The organism is Ruminiclostridium cellobioparum DSM 1351 = ATCC 15832 (assembly GCF_000621505.1).
Lineage (GTDB): Bacteria > Bacillota > Clostridia > Acetivibrionales > DSM-1351 > Ruminiclostridium > Ruminiclostridium cellobioparum.
Genome location: NZ_JHYD01000009.1, coordinates 151070 through 172698, shown reverse-complemented (window position 1 = coordinate 172698; position 21629 = coordinate 151070). Strand labels below are relative to the sequence as shown.

Genomic DNA, 21629 nt, shown 5'->3' with positions numbered 1-21629 from the left:
ACGTATATTGGGATTTTGCACAGCTCTCTTGTAAAAGTTGCAAAATATAATATAAAAAACATTGACATTGTTTAGAGATATTGTATAATAAATATATGGCGTAATCGGTTACGCTATATTACATTGTTAATATCAAATATAATTCCTTATAGAGAACAGCTTGAAAATGATTTAAATGAAAACAGCTGTGCATATTAGTGGAATAGGAGGATAAAATGGGCGCCACACTGGATGATATTGCTGCAAAAGTTGGAGTATCCAAGACTACAGTATATAGAGCATTAAATGGAAAAGACCGCATCAGCAGTGATACCCGTGATGCAATACTGGCTGTCGCCAAAGAACTGGATTACCGTCCGAATATACTGGCCAGTGGTTTGCGCTCAAAACGTTCAATGGCTATCGGCTTGATTTTTAATGATTTGATGGCCGGACACTTCTATGCCGAAATATTTCATGGAATTGAAGATATTGCAACTCAAAACAACTATGGCGTTATCCTGGGATGTACCAATGGAATAGTCGAAAAAGAAAAAAAGCTCATCAACCTTTTTATTGAAAGACGGGTAGATGGAATTATTGTATCTCCCACCCATGGTGTTGATATTGGCTGCTACCTTCGACTTAAAAAAGAAAAAATACCTTTTGTATTCATAGACAGGCGTATTGATGGCATAGACACCGATATCATTACAACCGATGATTTTATGGGTGCATATCAAGCCACGAGCCATTTCATATCTCTTGGACACAAGAAAATTGTCCTTTTAAATGGCCCGGAGTATCCCTGCTCTACTATTGAAAAACGTATAGAAGGATATACGACCGCTCTTAAGAATAATGGAATCAAGGACAACAAAATAATCAGTTTATCCGACAAGACTCTTGATCAGAAAAAATATGGGTATATGGCTATAAAGAACTACCTGGCTTCAGGGCCTTTGGATTTTACTGCAGTGTTTGCAATTAACGACAGTCTGGCTATCGGAGCTTACAAGGCCCTGGTGGAAAGCGGTGCAAGGATTCCCGAGGATGTTGCAATTATTGGTTACAATGATGATGAAATGGACCAATATCTTGACGTGCCTTTAACAACCATATCCCAACCAAAGTATGAAATGGGTAAAAAATCTATGGAATTGCTGTTAAAGCGTATGAATGATGAGGTTGTCAAAGCGGGAGATACATACGAAAATATGGTGATGAAACCCAATTTAATTATTAGAAAGTCTTGCTGAAATACTTTTTTCATGTTTGCGTAATCGATTACACCTTCGCTATCTGCTTAATTTTATGGAATGAATTAACAACCCACACTTATAAAAGTATAAATACAGTCCTGTGTAAAAAAATAGTTTAAGGCTGGAGGTGACAATATTCAATCTGCTTCTAATAAAAGGACGGTATTTTACTTTCTTTAAATAACAGCAAATATATAAAGGATTAAAGGGAGGATTATTTTATGAAACGTGGTTTAGCCTTGCTTTTGGCAGTAGTTATGGCTGCAGGTATTTTCCTGGCAGGATGCGGGAACAAAAATGAAAATCAATCAGTGCAGTCTACTGCAGCACAGTCCAATGCTGCGCAGTCCGAACAGAGCTCAAAAACCGATAATTCAAATGCAAATGTAACCGTAACTCCTCAATTAATAGGAGATAAAAATGCCAAAACCGAAATTACCTGGCAGCCGGTTCCTGCACACTCCATGATGGATTCCAACCAGGCAAAGGTTGAATATCTGACAAAGAAGGCAAAGGAATGGGCTGAAAAACACCCTGATGTTAAAATTGTACCAATACAAACAACTATCGCAATCAGCGATTCCATGGCAAAGATTCTTGTTCAGGCAGCATCGGGACAGGCACCGGACATAGCGGCAATTGACTCTTATATATTCCCTAATTTTACAAAATACGCACAGCCAATTGATGATGTCGTGCAGGAGAAAAACCTTGATATCAATGACTGGTTTCCATTTGCCCAAAAGGTTATGAAGCCGGAGGATAAGATACTTGGACTCTGGTACACAACTGATGTCCGCGCTCTCTTCTACCGCAAGGATATTGTAAAAAATCCTCCTAAAACCTGGCAGGAGCTTTTGGATTTAGGAAAACAACTAAAAGGCCAGGGATATGATGCATTTTTATACTCGGCAGGCCGTGACGAAAATGTAACTATGAATACCCTTCCATATTTCTTCGGACAGGGCGGAAAACTGGTGGATGACAACGGAACACCTGTTTTTGGAGAAGGTGAAAACAGGGCGGCCATGATAAATTATATAAATTTCTTAAAAAGCACTGTGGATACAGGTGTTACACCAACCCGTGTCCTGAACTTCAAGAGTGATCCGAATATGAATGCCGACCTGGCTGCCGGAAAGGTTGCAATGTTCGTGGGAGTAAGCAATATGGCAGCCCAGCTCAGATCGGTTATAGCCGATAAATTTGATGAACTGTGGGATGTGGCGCCAATTCCCATGGCAGAGGCCGATCAAAGGGCAAGTACTGCCGGCGGATGGGTATCTACCGTATTTACCGAGGATGATCAAAAACGCAAACTTGCAGCTGACTTTATCATCGACATGTATGTGAATGACCAGGGAATGGAAGGCTGGTGCAGTGCCGGAGGATATCTGCCTCCAAGAAAAAGTGTATTTGAAAAGGCGGAATTTTTAAAGAGTGATCCTTTTGCACAGAAATTCAAGGAAGAATTGCAATTTGCTTATGTCCGTCCGGCCGCAAATATATATCCCACAATTTCACAAGAAATTCAGATTGCAATCAATAATGTTCTGGCAGGACAGACAACACCTGAAAAAGCTGTTGATAATGCGTGGAAAATTGTTACTTCTAAAAAGTAAAAGGACAAAGGTGTGAAAATATGAACCGAGAAACTATTGGTAAATCAAACCGTTTGTCAGGCAGGAAGGGATTGGGTGAAACCCCGATCCCCTGGCTGGCTCCGTTGGTAATAATACTTTTAACTTTGTTTATCTATCCCATGTTTGATATTCTCCGCCTTAGTTTTACCAATGCACGTATCGGTGAGACGGAGTATAATTACACACTTAATTCATTTTTGAATCTGTTTCAGGACTCGGGATTTTATGCAATGTTAAAGGTCACAGCATTCTTTGTTTTCTTCAGCGTAGTATTTCAAATGGTGCTGGGATTCATTATTGCCCTGTCGGTTGACAAGGGCGAAAGTATGAATTTGCGCGGAACCGTATTTGTGCGGACTGTTGCATTGATATCAATGGTAATTCCGGGAGTTATCATTGGTATTATATGGAGGATGATGTATGACGAATCCCCCACGGGTATTTTAAATTACTTCCTGACTTTGATAGGAGTAGGACATGTCAGGTTTCTTACCGACCCTTTTATAGCCGTTGTTTCGGCTACGGTGGCAAACGTATGGAGAGGAACTGCTCAAAGTATGATATTGCTTTACTCAGGGTTAAAAACAGTTCCGGGAGAGACACTGGAGGCTGCAAGAGTAGACGGGGCCAGTGCGGCGGGAAGACTGTTCAAAATTATAATTCCGTCTGTCATGCCTGTTATGCTGATTAATCTTATTTTAAATACAATATATACATTTAATACCTTTGACATGGTAATGACATTAACAGGCGGCGGACCCGGAAGAAGTACCGAAGTATTGGCTTTAAGCGCCTATACGCAGATTTTCCAGCTGCTTGATTTAGGAAGGGGTTCTTCTGTCGCTGTATTATTATTGCTGATAAATTCCATAATGGCGGCTGTTTATTTCTATATAATGAAAAAAAGTGAGGTGTGAGACAGCATGAAGAAAAATTATAATCAAACCGGGGCTAAAGTGGGGATTTATTTGATTTATATTCTGACAAGCCTGTTTTTCCTCTATCCGGTGGTTTGGGTGCTGTCTCTTTCACTGAAGACGGTACCGGAATTATTTATGGTGCCACCTAAAATTTTTCCGAAAAGCTTTAACATAGAAAATTATATATTTGTGATAAATAATACACAAATTCTGAAAAATCTCTGGAATTCCTTATACATCGTAATATTTACAGTGGCAGGGACCTTATTGATTACGCTTCCGGCCGGCTATGCCTTTTCCAGATTGAAATTCAAGTTTAAAAGAAGCATGATGTTTGGTGTGTTGATTTTTCAGATGATTTCACCATTGGTAATTGTTATTCCTTTATACCGGTATTTCAGTCAAATTAATATGACCAATAGCCAGGTTGCATTGATGCTGGTATATATAGCGATAAGCGTTCCCTTTGCAACATGGTATATCAAAGGATATCTGGATACAATTCCGGTACAGCTGGATGAAGCCGCTCTTATTGATGGCTGCGGCAGATTGAAGGCACTGAGGAAGATCCTGATCCCGGTAACTATTCCCGGAATTATCTCAGTATCACTGCTGATTGCGGTAAATAGCTGGTCACAGTTTGTGGTTCCGTTTATTTTACTGGATGACGGCAGGAAGTTCCCTATCTCGGTGGGGCTTGTCAATCTTCAATCGACAACTGAAGCGGTTACTACACACTATCTGGCAGCGGCATGTGTAATTGGAATTTTACCTACGATGGTACTGTTTATTATACTGCAGAGATTCATTGTGTCGGCACTGACTGAAGGCGCAGTGAAGGGATAAAAATTTGGGGGGTACTTTCATGGAAAAAAATAAAATTGCACATATCATTTCCCACACACACTGGGACCGGGAATGGTATTTAAACAGTAAATATACAAATGAATGGCTGGTTCCTTTTTTTGAATCACTTTTCGATATGATGGAGAAGGAACCTGAGTACAGATTCGTTCTGGATGGGCAGACCTCAATGATAGAGGATTATCTGGAGCAGCTGGAACAACAGGGGAAAGATGTAGACCGGTACAAGCAGAAAATAAAACAATATGCCGCCTCAAAAAGACTGGTTGTGGGGCCCTACTATTTGCAGCCCGACTGGCAGCTCATCAGTGAAGAGGCAATTGTCAGAAATCTTATGATAGGTTTTAAAACAGCTTCGGAATTTGGTGAACCAATGCAGGTAGGCTGGCTGCTGGATAATTTCGGACAGATCTCTCAGGCGCCTCAGATCCACAAGCAGTTCGGCATGTTCGGATTATTTGTCTGGAGAGGCGTTGAAATGGATCCCAATGACTTAAACTCCGAATTTGCATGGGAATCTCCTGACGGCACGGTAATGCCCGGCGTATACTTTTTAAGCAGCTATAGAAATGCAATGAGGCTTGCCGAGTATCAGGACATGATGCAGGAAAGGGTTGAAAATGAAGTAAGAAAAATATTTCCATTTGCAACTACGCCCAATGTGCTGCTGATGAACGGATATGACCAGGAGATGGTACCTGATGATATAATTCCTAATATTCAAAATGGAAAAATGGACTTTGAGGATTTCAGGGTGATCCAGAGTACACCTGAAGATTACATGAGGACAGTATTAAGCCATGCCCCTGCACTGAAAAAATTAAAGGGTGCTCTGTACAGCGGAAGATACATATCGGTATTCCCGGGAATTTTATCCAGCAGGATGTATCTCAAAATCCAAAATGACATCTGCCAGAACGAGCTTTCAAAATATGCCGAGCCTCTGCAGACGATTTTATGGTGCAACGGAGGGGAATATCAGGCTGCAAAGCTTGATAAGTCCTGGAAGGTGCTTTTAAAGAACCATCCCCATGACAGCATATGCGGAGTAAGCATTGATGATGTGCATACCGACATGGAAACCAGATTTGATGAAAGCTATTGTATTTCAAACGGACTGGTAAATGAATCCTTGCGGATATTTGCAGGTAATGTCGATACAGGAAAGTATCCTGATGCGTTATTCAGCATCATTGTCTTCAATACGATGGCAACAGAGCGCAATGGTATGGCAGTAATAAGGAACGAGAACAAGCCGGATTTAATATTTAAGGACAGCCATGGAAACCTTATTCCCGGTCAAAAGGATGGAAACGGCACTGTAAAGATATATTTAAAGGAAATTCCGGCTTTGGGGTATACCACATTATTTGCTTTCCCGGCTGAGAAAGCCGGAAATGAAGAATTTTTTGATGAAAATGGCAGGCTCATAGTTGATGAAACGGCCAGGACCATTGAGAACAGGTTTGTAAAGGTGGAAATAAACGAGAACGGCACCCTAAATGTTTTTGATAAGCTGAATGATATTATTTATTCCAGCATAGCATCCTTTGAAGACGGTGCCGACGCGGGCGACGAATATAATTATTCCTATCCTGAGAAGGACAGGGTGTTTACCAGCATAAATAAAAAAGCTGAAATTGTTTTTGATGAAAAGGGTCCCATCCGTGCTTTGGTCAGGGTAAAGCTGGTACTTGACTTGCCTGAAGGACTTTCCGGGGGATCAGGTTCACGAAGTGAAAAGTTGCGCCGGATGCCGGTTATTACGTGGATTACCCTGGAAGCAAACAATCCGGTGATTAAATTTAAGACAAAGGTACTTAATACTGTTAAGAATCATAGATTCAGGGTTTTGTTCCCAACGGGAATCAAAAGTGATGTATCCTTTGCAGAGACACAATTTGACGTGATCCAAAGGAAAATTATACCCAATGGCTTTGATAACTCAACAATACCTGAAAATGTGAGAAGGATAATAATTGGTGCCAGGGAACCGAAGCCCATTACAACTTTCCCGCAGAGGACATTTGTGGCTCTGGGTGACGGGAAAACAGGAGCGGCCGTCTTTAACAGAGGACTTCCGGAATATGAAATAATAAAAGAAAAAAGTACAATAGCGCTTACTCTGTTCAGAGGAATCAACTGGATTACCAGGGACGATTTGAAAACAAGGATCGGTGATGCAGGACCGGCTATTTATGTGCCTGACGCACAGTGCCTGAGAGAAATGGAGTTTAACTATGCTTTTTATTCCCATAGGGGGAACTATGAGAATGGAAAAGTATTATCCCATGCAGACCAGTTTAATACCGGCATTATTTCTGTAAAAACTGATGTCCATAAGGGAACTCTGCCCGGAATGCTCCAGCTTGCCAGGGTGGATGACAGCACAGGGTGCATCAAGGTTTCGGCCGTAAAAAGATCTGAAGATGGGAAAGGCATCATAATAAGACTATTTAACTCTTCCTGCCAGGAGATATCCGCCGGAATAAAATTCTTTTCAAAAATCAGAGGTGCTTACCACTGTGATCTGAATGAGAGAATTACCGGAGAGGTTGGGATAATAAACGGGGATAGCCTTGAAATAAGCGTGAAATCCAAGAGGATAATAACACTTAAAGTTGAAATCCCTTTAACTAATAAAATAAATAATGTAAATGACGTACCTTTGGAGGTTTACAGGGATGAACTTGCAGAAGCCTGTGACTTTACGGATTACCAGACAGTGGAGCTGATAACCGGAGAAGAAATTCAAAAGGAAGAGGAAAGAGCCCTTGCACTTGAAAAGGAATTTGAAGTCCGGGAAAATGTACTGGAGGAGTATAAAAAAAATAACATTCACCTGAAAGAAACGGATGAATGGAAGAAAGGATGCAACAAACTGCAGCTGGATGTGGAAACCTGCCGGAGAGCTTCTCTGGAAGCCAGATTGTCCGTCCTTTTAATCAGAAAGAAAGCAATAGAAAATAACATAGTTGAGGTTGCTTCAAAAGAGAAGGAAATACAGGCAATTGAAGATGAAATAACGGCAATAGGATATAAACTCAATGAGGCCAGAGTGAGTAAAAGGGTGTATGAATACATTGTTGATATCGGATCACCTTCTGCTTAATAACAGACAACTATGAGATAATTAAAAATTTAGAGTTTGAGAGGCATTGCTATGAAGATATTATTTGCCCCCGATTCATTTAAGGGTACCATGTCCTCAATGCGGGTGATAGAGCTCCTTGCTGACGCAGCAAAGCGGACTTTTCCGGATTCGCAGCTGGTAACGGTGCCCATAGCCGACGGCGGGGAAGGAACGGTGGAAGCCCTGGTTACAGCAGCAGGAGGTCAATATAGAACGGTCAATGTCACCGGTCCCCTAGGTGAAAAGGTTAGTGCGGTTTATGGCGTAATCGGCGGTAAAACTGCCGTTATTGAAATGGCCCAGGCCTCCGGGATAATGCTTTTGAAGGAGGAGGAAAAAAATCCCCTCCATACCACAACCTATGGCACTGGAGAGCTCATAAAGGCTGCCCTTGACCATGGAATCCGCCGGCTGGTTATCGGCATTGGCGGCAGTGCAACCAATGATGGGGGAATCGGTGCGGCACAGGCGCTGGGGGTGAGATTCCTGGATAGGAATACTTCGGATGTGGGCTATGGCGGAAGGAACTTATGTAATATAGCCAGGATAGATGTATCCAATATGGATCCAAGAATAAAGGAATGTGAAATTAGTGTTATCTGCGATGTCAGCAATCCTTTGACAGGACCGGCAGGCGCCACTTATGTCTATGGACCGCAAAAGGGCGCCGGTAAAGAGTGCTTGGAGCTGTTGGAAAGCGGTATGGAAAATTATATGCAGGTAATAAAGCAGTGCATTGGAATGGACATGAACCAGGTTCCTGGCTCCGGAGCAGCCGGAGGGTTGGGCGCCGCAATGGTGGCATTCTTCGGCGCCCGCCTGAAATCAGGCATAGATACTATACTGGACTTTGTTGATTTTGAAAGTCTGCTGAAGGATGTGGATCTGGTTGTCACGGGAGAAGGAAAAATTGACAGCCAGTCTGCCTATGGAAAGGTACCGGTAGGAATTGCCAAACGTTGTAAAAGTAAAGGTATCAAGGTAATAGCCATAGCCGGCTGCATGGGGAAAGACGCCCGGAAGGTATTTGACTATGGTATTGACAGCATTATGGTTACTGTAAACAATAATCTCAGCCTTGAAGAGGCATTGCTGAGAGCCGGGGAAGATCTTTTTGACGCTGCCGACAGGATGTTCAGACTCATAAAACTTGGTATGGATTTAAAGACATAGGATTGCAACAATGCGCATAACAATTGTGCTGTAATATTTTGGTGCTATTTTATTTACCTGTAGAACACCCGCTGTGGAGGCGGGTGTTTTTTTCATATAAAAATTTATTCTCCGGCCGCAGGGGTAAAATCTTTATTTTACAGAGGTAATATTTGGAAGTATTTAAAACACGGAGGACTATAAGATTTATACGACAAATGACTGAATAAAGCTGTTGACCGGATATAATTTTATTTGTTTAATTTAAAGGAATTTGATTTTATTGACAGGAACATATGTTTGGTATATTGTATTAGTGTAATACCTGTAAAATTTGTTAAAATGAAAGGGGAAGAAGTGAGCGGTACTTCACAAAACAAATATACAAAACAGCAAATATGCAATTATCTGGTGAAATATCAACATCTATGTGATGACACCGGACTTGCGGGCAGCGGTCATATTGTGGAATATATCCGCAAGGTAGGATGTGTTCAGTATGATCCGCTGGATGTGGTAGGCCGCAATCCTGATCTGGTATTACAGGCACGCTGCAGAGAATACCTGAAGGGTGATATTGAACAATATCTTTATGAGGACAGAGCTCTTTTTGACGTTTGGGATAAAAATATGTCCATATGTTCGGTTGAGGATTGGCCTTATTTTGGGAGATTCAGAAAAAGATATTTAAGCTGGTGTGATGAACACAAAGATACTATAAATAAAATTGTAAAATATTTAGAAAAAAATGAATTTGCCTGTTCTTCGGATTTTAAACTTGAAGAAAGGGTTGACTGGCATTACGGACCGCAGAGACTTGCGAAGGCAGCCCTGGAGTGTATGTGTTATGCGGGGCTTGCCGTAGTTCACCATAAAAAGGGTGCAAGGAGATACTACTGTTTATCTGATAAATTCATTCCTAAAAAGTATTTTACCATGAAAGATCCCAATACAACTGATGAAGAATATTTCAAGTGGGGTGTGTTACGCAGGATCAACAGTATCGGTGCCTTGTGGAACAGGCAGAGTGATGCCTGGCTTGGCATAAATGGCCTGAAAAGCGGGCAGAGAAATAATGCCTTCAACGCCCTGCTGAAAGAGAGAAATATCCATGAAATTATTGTAGATGGCATAGAGCACCCTTTGTATATTGCAGCCGGGAATCTTAAACTTCTGCAAGCCACAACGGATAAGACTCCGGAAAACGGTTGTGCTCGGATCATTGCACCTTTGGACAATTTGCTCTGGGACAGAAAGCTGATTAAGGAATTATTTGATTTTGATTACAAATGGGAGGTATATACTCCCGCTGCCCAGCGGAAGTATGGGCATTACGTTTTGCCTGTTCTTTCCGGCAGTAAATTTATCGGAAGAATTGAAATGGAAACCGATAAAAAGAGCAGAATATTGAATGTCAAAAATTTTTGGGCTGAAAATGAAGGGGATGTATCATTATATAAAGATAGTATTATTTCGGGAATAAACAGGTTTGCAAAATATAATCTTTGTGACACACTGCCGGCCGATCTGGTAAAGTTTTGCGGTAAATAAATATGGCACAATATTGATGGGGGTTTTGTATGCACAGAAGTTCGTTTAATATGATCAGTTTGGGATTTTTATTTTTATTGATAGACTTTCGTATTCAGAATTTTGACATATTGCCTGATATCGTAGGATATATATTGTTTGCGGTTGGTTTTCATGCATTGGCTTCCTATAGTGAATACTTCAAAAAGGCTTCATATGTTAATATTCCTTTACTGGTTGGTTCAATACTTGACATATATAAACCTGCATCAACACCTTCACAGGCAGGAGGAGTTTCCTTTGATTTTGGAGTTCTTGGATTTCTGGCCATTCCGGTTATCCTTGTTGTATTGGTATTAAACATGCTGGTTGTATACTTTATGTTTCAGGGAATCATTGAAATGGCCCTGGAAAAAGGCCTGGGAAGTCTTGCCGATGAGGCCGGCAGAAGGTGGAAGGAGTATTTATATTTACAGGTTGCCATCCTCTTTTCATTTATAGTAGCCTTTCTGCCTGTCATCGGGATTGCTTTTATTATAGCTCTGGGAGTAATTTCACTTGTGATTACTTTTGCTATAATGAGATTTATGAAGGTGTGCGGAGAAAATTTATAACAAGGGAGAAATACAGATGATAAATGAAAGACTGTTTAAACAGATAGAGTTTATTACCGAAATTGACAGGCTAAAAAATATATTCCGGCAGAATGTTGTCATTGGAACCACCCGCAATGAAAACGATGCCGAACATTCCTGGCACATGGCAGCAATGGCTGTCATTTTGTCGGAATATTCAGCCCATAAAAACCTGGATATCCTGAAGGTCTTAAAACTGATACTTGTTCATGATCTTGTTGAAATAGATGCGGGAGATACCTTCTGCTATGATGAAAAGGGCCTTGAAGACAAAGCCGAGCGGGAGGAGAAAGCAGCCCGGCACTTGTTCAAGCTATTGCCGGAGGATCAGGCCCAGGAGGTCTACAGCCTCTGGAGGGAATTTGAAGAACTCAGTACCCCGGAAGCCGGATTTGCCGCATGTCTGGACAGACTGCAGCCGCTGATACTGAATTATAATACAAACGGCCACACCTGGCAGAAGCCCGGTGTCACAAGCGAGAAGGTTATTAAGAGGAACCGTATGCTGGAAGAGCATGCACCTGAGTTGTGGCAGCTTGCCGAAGAAATTATTGAAACCTCAATTGAAAAAGGTATACTGAAAAAGTAACATGCTATTATTACGAATTTTTTTAAATGTAAAACGGAGGCTGAAACATGTTTAAGGAAATGAGAAAAAGTGACAGACAGATCAGCGGGGAAGATGCAATAAAACTTCTGGAGGAGGCTCAATTCGGAGTTCTCTCAACAGTGGGGGAAAACGGTTATGCTTATGGAGTGCCCTTGAATTACGTATATTCCGACGGCAGTATTTATTTCCACTGCGCCCAGGAAGGTGCCAAATTGAGCAATATTGCCTATAACAATAAGGTTTCTTTCTGTGTTACAGGCAATACCGAGCCCATTCCAGACCAATTCAGCTATAGATATATAAGTACAATTATTTTCGGATGCTGTACTGAAGTCGGCGGAAATGAAAAGGAGACTGCTTTGATTGCCATATTGAAAAAATATTCCGGAGAATTTATGGAAAAAGGGATGAAGTATCTTGAAAGAGATATAAATATTCCAAAAGTGATGAAAATAAGTATTGAGCATATAACGGGTAAGGCCAGAAGGTAATTATCATAGAATATTAAAATGTCAAATTATTATAAGAATAAAAATTCCTCTAAGCCAAATAATATTAATAAGAAATAAATACAAAAATTTTTTGGAGGAATTGTGACATGAAAGCTACTAAGATGGATCATCCAAACCAGGGAATAAAATGTGTTGTTAATACCTGCACCTACTATATGCAGGGAGATCACTGCTCAGCTGATAAAATAGAAGTTCAGCCAAGAAATGCTTCAAGATCGCAGGAGACAGACTGCTCGACATTTGCTCCGGGAGTCAGTATCTAACCCATCAAAAGCTTTTAAACCACCGCAAGCCTGTTAAAGTTCTTAACAGGCTTGAATTTTTGATACATATAAAGTAACATTTAATGCATGGTGTTTGTAAAATTACATAAAGCGGGAGGCCTGTCGTTATGAAATATTTCGAAATATCTGATGCTGACAATAAATCAATCAGGATGTCCAGGATTATCCTGGGAGGAGTTCAATTCGGTACAACCCTGACCAGGGAGCAGTCCTTTGAATTGATGGATAAATACATAGAGCGTGGAGGCAATACATTTGACACTGCCAGGGTCTATTGTGACTGGCTTGAAAATGGACATTCAGCCAGTGAGCGTACTATAGGCGAATGGATAAAGTCCAGAAATAACAGAAAAGAAATAATTCTGGCTACAAAGGGCGGTCATCCCGCAGCAGCAGGCGTATCACGGCTTTCAAAGGAAGATATCCTGGGGGATATGGATAAAAGCCTTGAGACTTTGCAAACTGATTATGTGGATTTATATCTTTTACACAGGGACGATGTAAATATACCTGTCAATGAAATCATGGATACTCTGCATATTCTGGTTCAGCAGGGCAGGGCAAGGGCTGTCGGAGTTTCCAACTGGACCTGTGAAAGGATTAAGGAAGCTAATGCCTATGCCATGGAAAATAACAAAACAAAGCTTGTGATTTCACAGATCCAGTGGAGTCTGGCCGAATGTTTCCCTCAGAATTTTAATGATTTGACCCTTGTCTGTATGAATCCAAAAGAATACCGGCAATATGTTGAGCTGGGAATGCCGGTAATGGCGTATTCCTCCCAGGCTAACGGCTTATACTCCAAAGCCAACGAAAGGGGTCTTGAATATGTTCCCTCGAAACTCCAAAAATTCTTAACACTGGAGAACATCAACCGCTATAACAATTTGCTCAAACTATGCCGGAAAAAAGGCTACAGCAGGACTGCGGTGGCATTGAACTATATTATGGACAACAGGTTAAACGGGTCGGCCATTATAGGCTGTACTAACCTTGACCAGCTTAACGATTGCATGATGGCGGCCGAGATTACCCTTACCGAAGAAGAAATTGAAATGCTGGTTTAAAAAATCCAGCTGTCAGATATGACTCTGCCGGCAACAAAATGTAAATTGAACATCTGTTCGGTATGTGCTATAATTACCATACTAATGTAAGGGTCGGTGTTAGGGATAAAGTATGGAAAAAGCTCAGATAAAAATTTCAATCAGAAATCTTGTCGAACTTGTATTGCGGTCGGGGGATATCGACAACAGGCTTGTCTCTTCCAACCGCATGCTGGAGGGCACCAGAATCCATCAGAGAATACAGAAGGAAAGCGGAGACAAGTATGCAAAGGAAGTGTACCTGTCCTTTGACTATCAGCTGGAAAGCTTCACTATCAGGCTGGAGGGCAGGGCTGACGGAATAATAACCGAACCGGAAGGCATGGTCATCGATGAAATAAAGTCAACAGCAAGACCGCTGGAATATATTGACGACGAATTCAGTCTGCTGCACTGGGCACAGGCAAAATGCTATGCCTATATTTATTGTATCCAAAATGAGCTGAAAGACATTTTTGTTCAGCTTACCTATTTCCAGATAGATACCGAAGAGAAGAAAATAATACGGAAGCCCTTTGCCTTTCAGGAGCTCCAGGAATTTATGAGCGGGCTTTTGGACAGGTATCTTGTATGGGCAAGTATGTCGGACAGCTGGAATACTTTGCGGGATATGTCCATCAGAGAACTCCGCTTTCCCTTTGAAAATTACCGCAAAGGGCAGAGAGAACTGGCTGTTGCAGCATATAAAACAATAGTACAGGAAAAAAAGCTTTTTGTTCAGGCCCCCACAGGCATTGGAAAGACCATATCAACTCTTTTTCCGGCAGTAAAAGCCTTCGGAGAGCAGCACATATCAAAAATTTTCTATTTGACTGCAAAAACCATAACTAGGCAGGTGGCTGAGGAGGCTTTTTCCAAAATGAGGGCAGCCGGTCTTAAGTTCCGGACCTTGACACTGACTGCCAAGGAGAAGATATGTTTCAGGGATGAAGTCATCTGCAATCCTGACTTTTGCGAGTATGCAAGGGGGCATTATAACAGGGTCAATGATGCATTGACCGATATATTGCAAAACTCTGAATACCTGACCAGGGAAATTATTGAAGAGTACGCCCGAAAGCACAGGGTGTGCCCCTTTGAATTTGCGCTGGATCTGTCGCTTTGGGCAGACTGCATCATATGTGACTACAACTATGTGTTTGATCCCAGGGTATATCTGAAGAGATTTTTTCTGAACAATGACGGTGATTATGCCTTTCTGGTGGACGAGGCCCATAACCTTGTGGACAGGGCAAGGGAGATGTTTTCGGCCCAGATAAGCAAGGCTGCTTTTTTTGAGGCAAAGAAAGCCATGAAAAATCACCAGCCTAAGATAGTAAAATGTCTTAACAGGATTAATACGTACATGGTTGCGCTGAGAAAGCAGTGCGGCGAAGAGGGATTTATTATTCACAAAAGTGAACTGAGTGATCTGTACAGACTTCTTAACAACTTTATAACCGAGGCCGAGGAATGGATCGTAAAAAACCAGAACAAGGATATCGAAGGCTTTGAACAGCTGCTTGAAGTATATTTCAGCGCTATCTCCTTTTTGAAGATTTCAGAGTTTTTTGACAACAGATATGTCACTTTTATTGAGGCAGTCCGAAGTGAAGTAAGGGTCAAGCTGTTTTGCATCGATCCTTCCTACCTGCTGGCCGAGGCAGTCAAGAGAGGCAAAACGGCTGTTTTCTTTTCGGCAACCCTGACACCGCTGAGTTATTTTATGGACATTCTGGGCGGTGACAGCGAGGACTATAATATCAATCTGTGTTCTCCCTTTGATAGCAGGAAACTCTGCCTGCTGGTGGAGAGCGGAGTATCCACCAAATACAAAAACCGTGAAAACAGCTATGACTCCATTGTGGAAATAATAAAGGCCGCGGTTGGGAAGCGCAGGGGAAATTATCTTGTCTATTTTCCCTCCTATAAATATATGAACGAAGTATATTCAAGGTTTCTGGAAAAATATCCTGAAATTGAGACATTTGTTCAGGAGAGTTCCATGACTGAGGAAGAAAGAGAGAGCTTTCTGAACAGGTTCCAGCCTGACAAGGCCGCTTCCATGGTATGCTTCGGAGTCCTTGGGGGAATATTTTCAGAAGGTATTGATTTAAAAGGAGACAGGCTGATCGGAGCAATAATTATAGGTGTGGGCCTGCCCCAAATCAGTGTGGAACAGGATATCATCATGGATTATTTTCAAAGGAAAAACGGGATGGGCTACGAAAATGCATATATGTATCCTGGAATGAACAAGGTGCTGCAGGCCGCCGGACGGGTCATACGCTCCGAAAGCGACAGGGGAATGGTTCTGCTGGTCGACGAGAGGTTCTCTCACAGAACTTACAAAAATCTGTTTCCGAAGCATTGGGAGCACTCCAGAGGAGTAAGAAGCACAGCAGAGCTTCAGGCCAGGCTCGAACAGTTTTGGAAGGAAGGTTGATTTGAGCTTTTTTGACACAATGAAAAGCAAATACGGTATAGATTTAAATGCCGAACAAAGGAAGGCTGCATGCCATGTAACTGGTCCTGCGCTGATTCTGGCAGGGCCGGGTTCGGGAAAGACAACTGTAATAACCGCAAGGGCTGCGTACTTAATCAGGGAAGCAGGTGTTGACCCAAAGAGTATATTGACCTTGACCTTTAATAAGGCTGCCCAATTGGAAATGGATAAGCGCTTTAGCAGGCTTTATGGCTCTGAAATCCCTGTGAAAGTACATTTTGCCACGCTGCACAGCTTTTGCAACAGAGTTGTACGGGATTATGAAGGGATGAAAGGCAGGACACTTAAGCGTATTGAAGGAAATGACCAGGATGTGAGCAAGCACCAGCTGCTCAAGGATATTTACCAGAACATAAATAACTCAAAGATCGGCGATGATGAGCTGGAAAATCTCATTAATGAAATTGGTCTTGTTAAAAATAGTCTTATAAAGGACTTTGAGGAACTGAACACCAGCACCAAAAAATTTTCCCTGATATACAAGGCCTATGAGGATTATAAGAGAAGCAACCTTCTGATTGATTTTGACGATATGCTTACCTATGCCTTCAATATCCTTTCAAAATATCCCGCACTGCTCCAGAGATATAGAAGCAGGTACAGCTATATACAGGTGGATGAAGGACAGGATCTTTCAAAAATACAGTTTGAGATAATAAAACTATTGTCGGCCCAAAACCGGAACCTGTTTATGGTGGCCGACGACGACCAGTCAATATACGGCTTCCGGGGAGCAGAGCCCGGGAACATCCTGGATTTTGAAAAGCAATTTGAAGGCTGCAGGATATTCAGACTTGAGAACAATTACCGCTCTTCTGAAAATATTGTAAAGCTCAGCAGCAGTTTTATAAAACAAAATAAAAACAGGTATGAAAAAAATCATGTAACCTGCAATTTGGCTGCTAAAGAACCGGAAATAGTCAAAGTCAGGGATCAGCAGGAACAGTTGAAGTTTGTTTTGGACAGGCTTAAACCCGGAATAAATGACATTAAATGCGAAAACGGAGGCAGAAGAAGAAAAAAGCAAGTTGCCGTCCTGTACAGAAACAACCTGTCTTCAATACTTATAGCAGATTTGCTCCATAGAAACAAACTGCCCTTCAAGGTACGGCAAAACAGGCTGTACTTCTTTAAGCACTGGCTGGTACAGGAGGTAACGGCGTTTCTGCACTTCGCGCTTGACCCCCAGGATGTGGAGGCCTTCTCAAAGATATATTACAAGATGAACAGGTACATATCAAGAGCAATGCTGGAATGCGCCACGGAAGGAAACGGGGACAGGCCGGTAATCGACCGCATTATGAACGGTGTGGAGCTGAAACCCTTTCAGATAAACAGTTTGCAGGAATTGAAACTGGAGTTTTCAAACCTGGCAAAAAAGCGGCCCTGGAATGCCCTGGAATATATTAAGACCAATTTTAATTATCTGGACAGCATTAGGGAATATTGCCGGCTTGCAGGGCTTTCTTTCGAATACCTCTGGAAGTTGTTTGATATTCTCCAGGGGATTGCCTGCAACTGTCAGACACTGCTGGAGTTCCTGGGCAGACTGACTGAATTGGATGACCTCTTTGAAGGAGATAATAAAATAAAAGAGCAGGAAGTGGATTTGGATATTACCCTTAGCACAATGCATTCCTCAAAAGGTCTGGAATACGACGGTGTATTCCTTATAGACCTCATAAACAGCGAGCTTCCGGGGGACAAGGTGCTTGAAAAGGCCTCCGAAACAAAAGACCTGACCGAACTGGAGGAGGAAAGAAGGCTTTTTTATGTGGGTATGACAAGGGCCAGGCAGGAGCTGTACCTGATATATCCTGCTTCTGCCAACCTTGAAAAGCGCATGCCTTCAATATTTGTAAAGGAGGTTAACCGGCTTGTAAAAAATGACTTTGCGGCCGGTTTGGGAGAAGGAGTGATTGTAAAGCATTCCAAATTTGGAAGAGGTGCCGTTATATCAATGGATCCTCCAGATCAGCCAAATCCCATATCAGGACAGACGGTGGAAATCAAATTCTTTAACGGAACGGTTAAAAAGCTGGATTTACAGCTTTGCCTTGAAAACCGTATACTTGAAATAGAAAAATGAATTTGAACAGTAATAATAAAAATTGAAATACGGAAATTAAGTATTTAATTTCATGATTTAAATGATACTAATACTATTGAAAGCTTGTACAGCAGCAAATCTTTTGTTATTATTAATAAATTAATGGAGGAAAATAACAAATGATCGAGAAGTATTATCCTGATTTATATTATGACAGCATAAGGCATATAGACCTGGATATGCTTGAAAAGAAAGGCATAAAGGGTTTCATACTGGACATAGACAATACACTTGTTCCAATGCACAGCAAGGATGCCGACCAAAACGCCATTACCTGGATTGGGGAACTTAAAAAAAGAGGCTTCAAGGTATGTATTTTATCCAATGCGGCCCGGAAACGGGTTATAAGGTTCAACAGGGAGATTGCGGTAACAGCAATCCACAGAGCGTACAAACCTTCAGGCAGGGCCTTTTTAAAAGCGGCCGACGTACTGGAACTCGAGCCGGAAAGCATTGCAGTTGTGGGAGATCAGATATTTACCGACATCCATGGCGGCAATAAAGCCAATATGCTTACAATACTGGTCAAACCCATAGACAAAAGGGAGATTCTGTATGTGAGAGTTAAGCGGTGGCCTGAAAAGCTCATCCTTGCCAGGTATATGAAAAAACTCGAGCACCAGCTCAAAAGAAGAGAGCTCTGGAAGAAAAACAGGCTGGCCATGGAAAAAGCCAGATACAAAAAATAATAATGAGGAGAGGAGCTTTTATATGAATCTTGTAGAAACCGTCAATGGAAAAACCGGGCTTCTGGGGCTGATCGGCTGTCCGGTGGAACATACAAAATCTCCGTACATTCATAATACTTTATTCAGAGAATATAATATAAACGCCATCTACGTACCAATACATGTCAACGGGGGGGAACTGGAGAGGGCGGTTAACGGCTTTAAGGCTCAGAACTTCACCGGTTTTAATGTTACGGTACCCTATAAAAAGGAAATCATTAAATATCTTGATGATATTTCAAATGATGCTCTCCTGATGGGGGCTGTCAATACTGTCAAAAATATCGAAGGCAGGCTGAAAGGGTACAACACCGATGCGGAAGGGTTTGCCCGGGATTTCAGGGATGCTTTTGAAACCGGTTTTGCAGGCAAAAAGGTCGTACTGCTTGGAGCCGGAGGCACTGCAAGGGCTCTGGCGGTAAAGCTGGCAGCTGAAGGGGTAAAGCATCTGACAATTGTCAACAGAACCCTGGCCAATGCAGAGAATATCGTTGAACTGGTTAAAAACAATTTCGGCAGTATTGTAACAGGTATCGTTCCGGAGGAACCGGGATTTTCAGATTGCTTCAAAAGCAGTGATATAGTTATAAACACCACACCGGCAGGAATGAGTACATATGAAGCTAAAATCCCGTTTGACTTTAGCTTTGAATTCCAAAGGCATCAGCTGGTATATGATATTATTTATACTCCCCGAGAAACTGAGTTTCTTAAACAGGCAGAATTGAGAGGCTGCAAAGTGCGAAATGGTTTTGGAATGCTGATAAATCAAGGAATATCTGCATTTGAGATATGGACCGGCAAAGCCGTCTCCAAAAATCATGCCGTTGAAATATTAAATCTTATAAATAAATTAGAGGAATTATAAAATAAATACCGAATAATACTAAGATAAAAAGATTATTTTGTATTAATTTTGTAAAATGCATGTGATTTGTATAAGGAGGATAAAAATGGTTGTTATAAAAAATTATATGGAAGAAGTGGTCTTAAATTTAATGGAAGGTGTTCTTGACGATATAAACATGTGCAAATGTGAGATGTGCGTCATGGATATTGCAGCCCTTGCATTAAATGACCTGCCTCCCAAATACATAGCAACTGAAAAAGGAGAGCTGTATTCAAAGGCAAATGCTCTTAGAAATCAGTTTGAAGTGGATGTCATTGCTGCCATTACAAAAGCGGCCGTACTTGTGAAAAGATCTCCGAGACACAAGTAAATTATTCATGATAACACTGCATAATTATTGATAAATAAAGCGTTAGCAGGCCGGCACCTGACTAACGCTTGTCATTTCATATCATATAAAAAAGTAAAAACTAAGGTTTGTCTTTTCCGTTACCCTTTGAATCCGTTTGAGAATTTGAAGGGTTTTTCACGGTTGATCTTGCAGGTTTTTTTGCTGGCTTGTCGTCTTCATCATCCCGGTGTTTCGGCACAAACAACTCGGAAGGAGTAACAATTCCGCCTGCTGATTTAAAGTACCGGGATACGATGTCTTCGGCCGGAAGGGATTCCTTGGAGTCAATATTGATAATATTACCGTTATATTCATAGAACCAACCGCCGTTAATTATCTTGTCCTCACCGTCCAGCCTGAAGGAATTAAAATTGTCGGCCGAAATGTTGATCACACCGGAGGTCAGTTTTAACGCATCACTTAACATCATATTTGTTATAATGTTTTCAAAAGCGTAATTGATTACCGAATTAAATTTGGGCAGATATTGGATATTCAGCTTTTGTCCTATAAACTCCTTAATAAATTTTACCTGCATTTCAGTTCTTTTGATGTCACTGCCGTCATAGAACTTTCTCAATTCCTTTAATTCCTCACGGGAATAAAGCCTTTCGTTTGGTTTTCTGAACCTCAGCAGCTGTTCAACCTTGTCACCGTCCAGGAGCTGATAGCCTTTTTTCAAATTGATGTACAGGTCCTGGGTAGGATCTTCATACCTTAAGTCGGCAGGCACATCAAAACTGACTCCTCCCAGCATATCGGTTATTTTCTTAATGGAAGAAATATTTATGTGGACATAGTAATTTATGTTAATACCTGTAAGGTTGCTTACTATTTCAGCCGCGTACATGGCACCGTCATGTTCTCTGCCTCCGGCAGCATATGCCGCATTTATCTTGGGCAGGATATTGTTCCTGAGCTTGACATGGGTGTCGCGGGGAATGGTGACAATACTTATCTGCTTTGTATCGGGGTTATAGTTTGCAACCATCATGGAATCGGTATTACCGCTGGATTTATCCCCAACGAGTACAAGAAAATTCATGGGATCGTTTTTCTTTGTACCGCTAAGACCGTTTAATATATGAGGTATGGGTGTATCCGAGCCCGGCTCGGGAGCAATATTATTTATATAAAACATAAAAAACGTTCCAAGTGCAAAAAGAAACGTCCCAAGTATCAGCGTAGTTATATACGTAAATTTTCTCGTGTTCATTTCGGACCTCATTAGTATATATTATTTTTTTTATTTTTATCATCATAGAATTATATCATAAAATATAGTATATACCATATATTATCACCCATTTTTTTATAAAAATAAGTGACTGTAAATGTCGAAAGTATTCCTTCAGCATCAGCCGATGTAACATATTATGTTTACACAACATAATATATATTAGAGCGTTTATAGCTTTTCTAAGGGAGGAATAGT

18 protein-coding genes are annotated in these 21629 nt (G+C 41.4%); 17 read left to right on the top strand and 1 reads right to left on the bottom strand.

Features of this window, described 5'->3' with window-relative positions:
* The first annotated feature begins 215 nt into the window (after window positions 1-215).
* From T344_RS0106395 to T344_RS0106315, 17 genes are all read left to right on the top strand, one after another.
* The gene (locus tag T344_RS0106395) at window positions 216-1238 is read left to right on the top strand and encodes a LacI family DNA-binding transcriptional regulator (RefSeq protein WP_027628010.1); all 1023 of its coding nucleotides are present in this window, start codon (window positions 216-218) and stop codon (window positions 1236-1238) included.
* Window positions 1239-1462: 224 nt separating this feature from the next.
* Complete coding sequence (locus tag T344_RS0106390; protein WP_027628009.1) at window positions 1463-2863, top strand: extracellular solute-binding protein; 1401 nt, start codon at window positions 1463-1465, stop codon at window positions 2861-2863.
* Window positions 2864-2883: 20 nt separating this feature from the next.
* A complete protein-coding gene (locus tag T344_RS0106385) occupies window positions 2884-3801 on the top strand; it encodes a carbohydrate ABC transporter permease (protein ID WP_051571624.1) in 918 nt (305 codons plus the stop codon).
* Between the two features lie 6 nt (window positions 3802-3807).
* Window positions 3808-4650 carry a carbohydrate ABC transporter permease gene (locus T344_RS0106380; protein ID WP_027628007.1) on the top strand — a complete coding sequence of 281 codons (843 nt, stop codon included), beginning with the start codon at window positions 3808-3810 and terminating at the stop codon, window positions 4648-4650.
* 19 nt (window positions 4651-4669) lie between these two features.
* Entirely contained in the window at window positions 4670-7780 is a 3111-nt protein-coding gene (locus tag T344_RS0106375; RefSeq protein ID WP_027628006.1) for an alpha-mannosidase, read from the top strand.
* 51 nt (window positions 7781-7831) lie between these two features.
* On the top strand, window positions 7832-8974 hold the full coding sequence (locus tag T344_RS0106370; RefSeq protein WP_027628005.1) for a glycerate kinase family protein: 1143 nt from the start codon (window positions 7832-7834) through the stop codon (window positions 8972-8974).
* Between the two features lie 234 nt (window positions 8975-9208).
* A complete protein-coding gene (locus tag T344_RS27715) occupies window positions 9209-10504 on the top strand; it encodes a DNA glycosylase AlkZ-like family protein (RefSeq protein WP_051571622.1) in 1296 nt (431 codons plus the stop codon).
* 29 nt (window positions 10505-10533) lie between these two features.
* Window positions 10534-11097 (top strand): hypothetical protein, encoded by a 564-nt coding sequence (locus tag T344_RS0106360; RefSeq protein WP_027628004.1) that lies wholly within the window; start codon window positions 10534-10536, stop codon window positions 11095-11097.
* A gap of 16 nt (window positions 11098-11113) precedes the next feature.
* The gene (locus tag T344_RS0106355) at window positions 11114-11707 is read left to right on the top strand and encodes an HD domain-containing protein (protein WP_027628003.1); all 594 of its coding nucleotides are present in this window, start codon (window positions 11114-11116) and stop codon (window positions 11705-11707) included.
* Between the two features lie 47 nt (window positions 11708-11754).
* Entirely contained in the window at window positions 11755-12219 is a 465-nt protein-coding gene (locus tag T344_RS0106350; RefSeq protein ID WP_027628002.1) for a pyridoxamine 5'-phosphate oxidase family protein, read from the top strand.
* Between the two features lie 107 nt (window positions 12220-12326).
* Window positions 12327-12503 carry a DUF1540 domain-containing protein gene (locus tag T344_RS30265; protein WP_004625725.1) on the top strand — a complete coding sequence of 59 codons (177 nt, stop codon included), beginning with the start codon at window positions 12327-12329 and terminating at the stop codon, window positions 12501-12503.
* Window positions 12504-12631: 128 nt separating this feature from the next.
* Window positions 12632-13591 (top strand): aldo/keto reductase, encoded by a 960-nt coding sequence (locus tag T344_RS27710; RefSeq protein ID WP_034860679.1) that lies wholly within the window; start codon window positions 12632-12634, stop codon window positions 13589-13591.
* Window positions 13592-13703: 112 nt separating this feature from the next.
* Window positions 13704-16055, top strand: coding sequence for an ATP-dependent DNA helicase (locus T344_RS0106335; protein ID WP_027628001.1), 2352 nt, complete (start codon window positions 13704-13706; stop codon window positions 16053-16055).
* Between the two features lies 1 nt (window position 16056).
* Window positions 16057-18204, top strand: coding sequence for an ATP-dependent helicase (locus T344_RS0106330; RefSeq protein WP_027628000.1), 2148 nt, complete (start codon window positions 16057-16059; stop codon window positions 18202-18204).
* Between the two features lie 140 nt (window positions 18205-18344).
* Entirely contained in the window at window positions 18345-18914 is a 570-nt protein-coding gene (locus T344_RS0106325; protein ID WP_027627999.1) for a YqeG family HAD IIIA-type phosphatase, read from the top strand.
* Window positions 18915-18936: 22 nt separating this feature from the next.
* Window positions 18937-19821, top strand: a complete 885-nt coding sequence (aroE, locus tag T344_RS0106320; protein WP_027627998.1) for a shikimate dehydrogenase — start codon at window positions 18937-18939, stop codon at window positions 19819-19821.
* 85 nt (window positions 19822-19906) lie between these two features.
* Complete coding sequence (locus T344_RS0106315) at window positions 19907-20173, top strand: late competence development ComFB family protein (RefSeq protein ID WP_004625862.1); 267 nt, start codon at window positions 19907-19909, stop codon at window positions 20171-20173.
* A gap of 100 nt (window positions 20174-20273) precedes the next feature.
* Here the strand turns inward: T344_RS0106315 and T344_RS0106310 are convergent, their stop codons facing one another.
* Window positions 20274-21410 (bottom strand): LCP family protein, encoded by a 1137-nt coding sequence (locus T344_RS0106310; protein WP_027627997.1) that lies wholly within the window; start codon window positions 21408-21410, stop codon window positions 20274-20276.
* Between the last annotated feature and the right edge of the window lie 219 nt (window positions 21411-21629).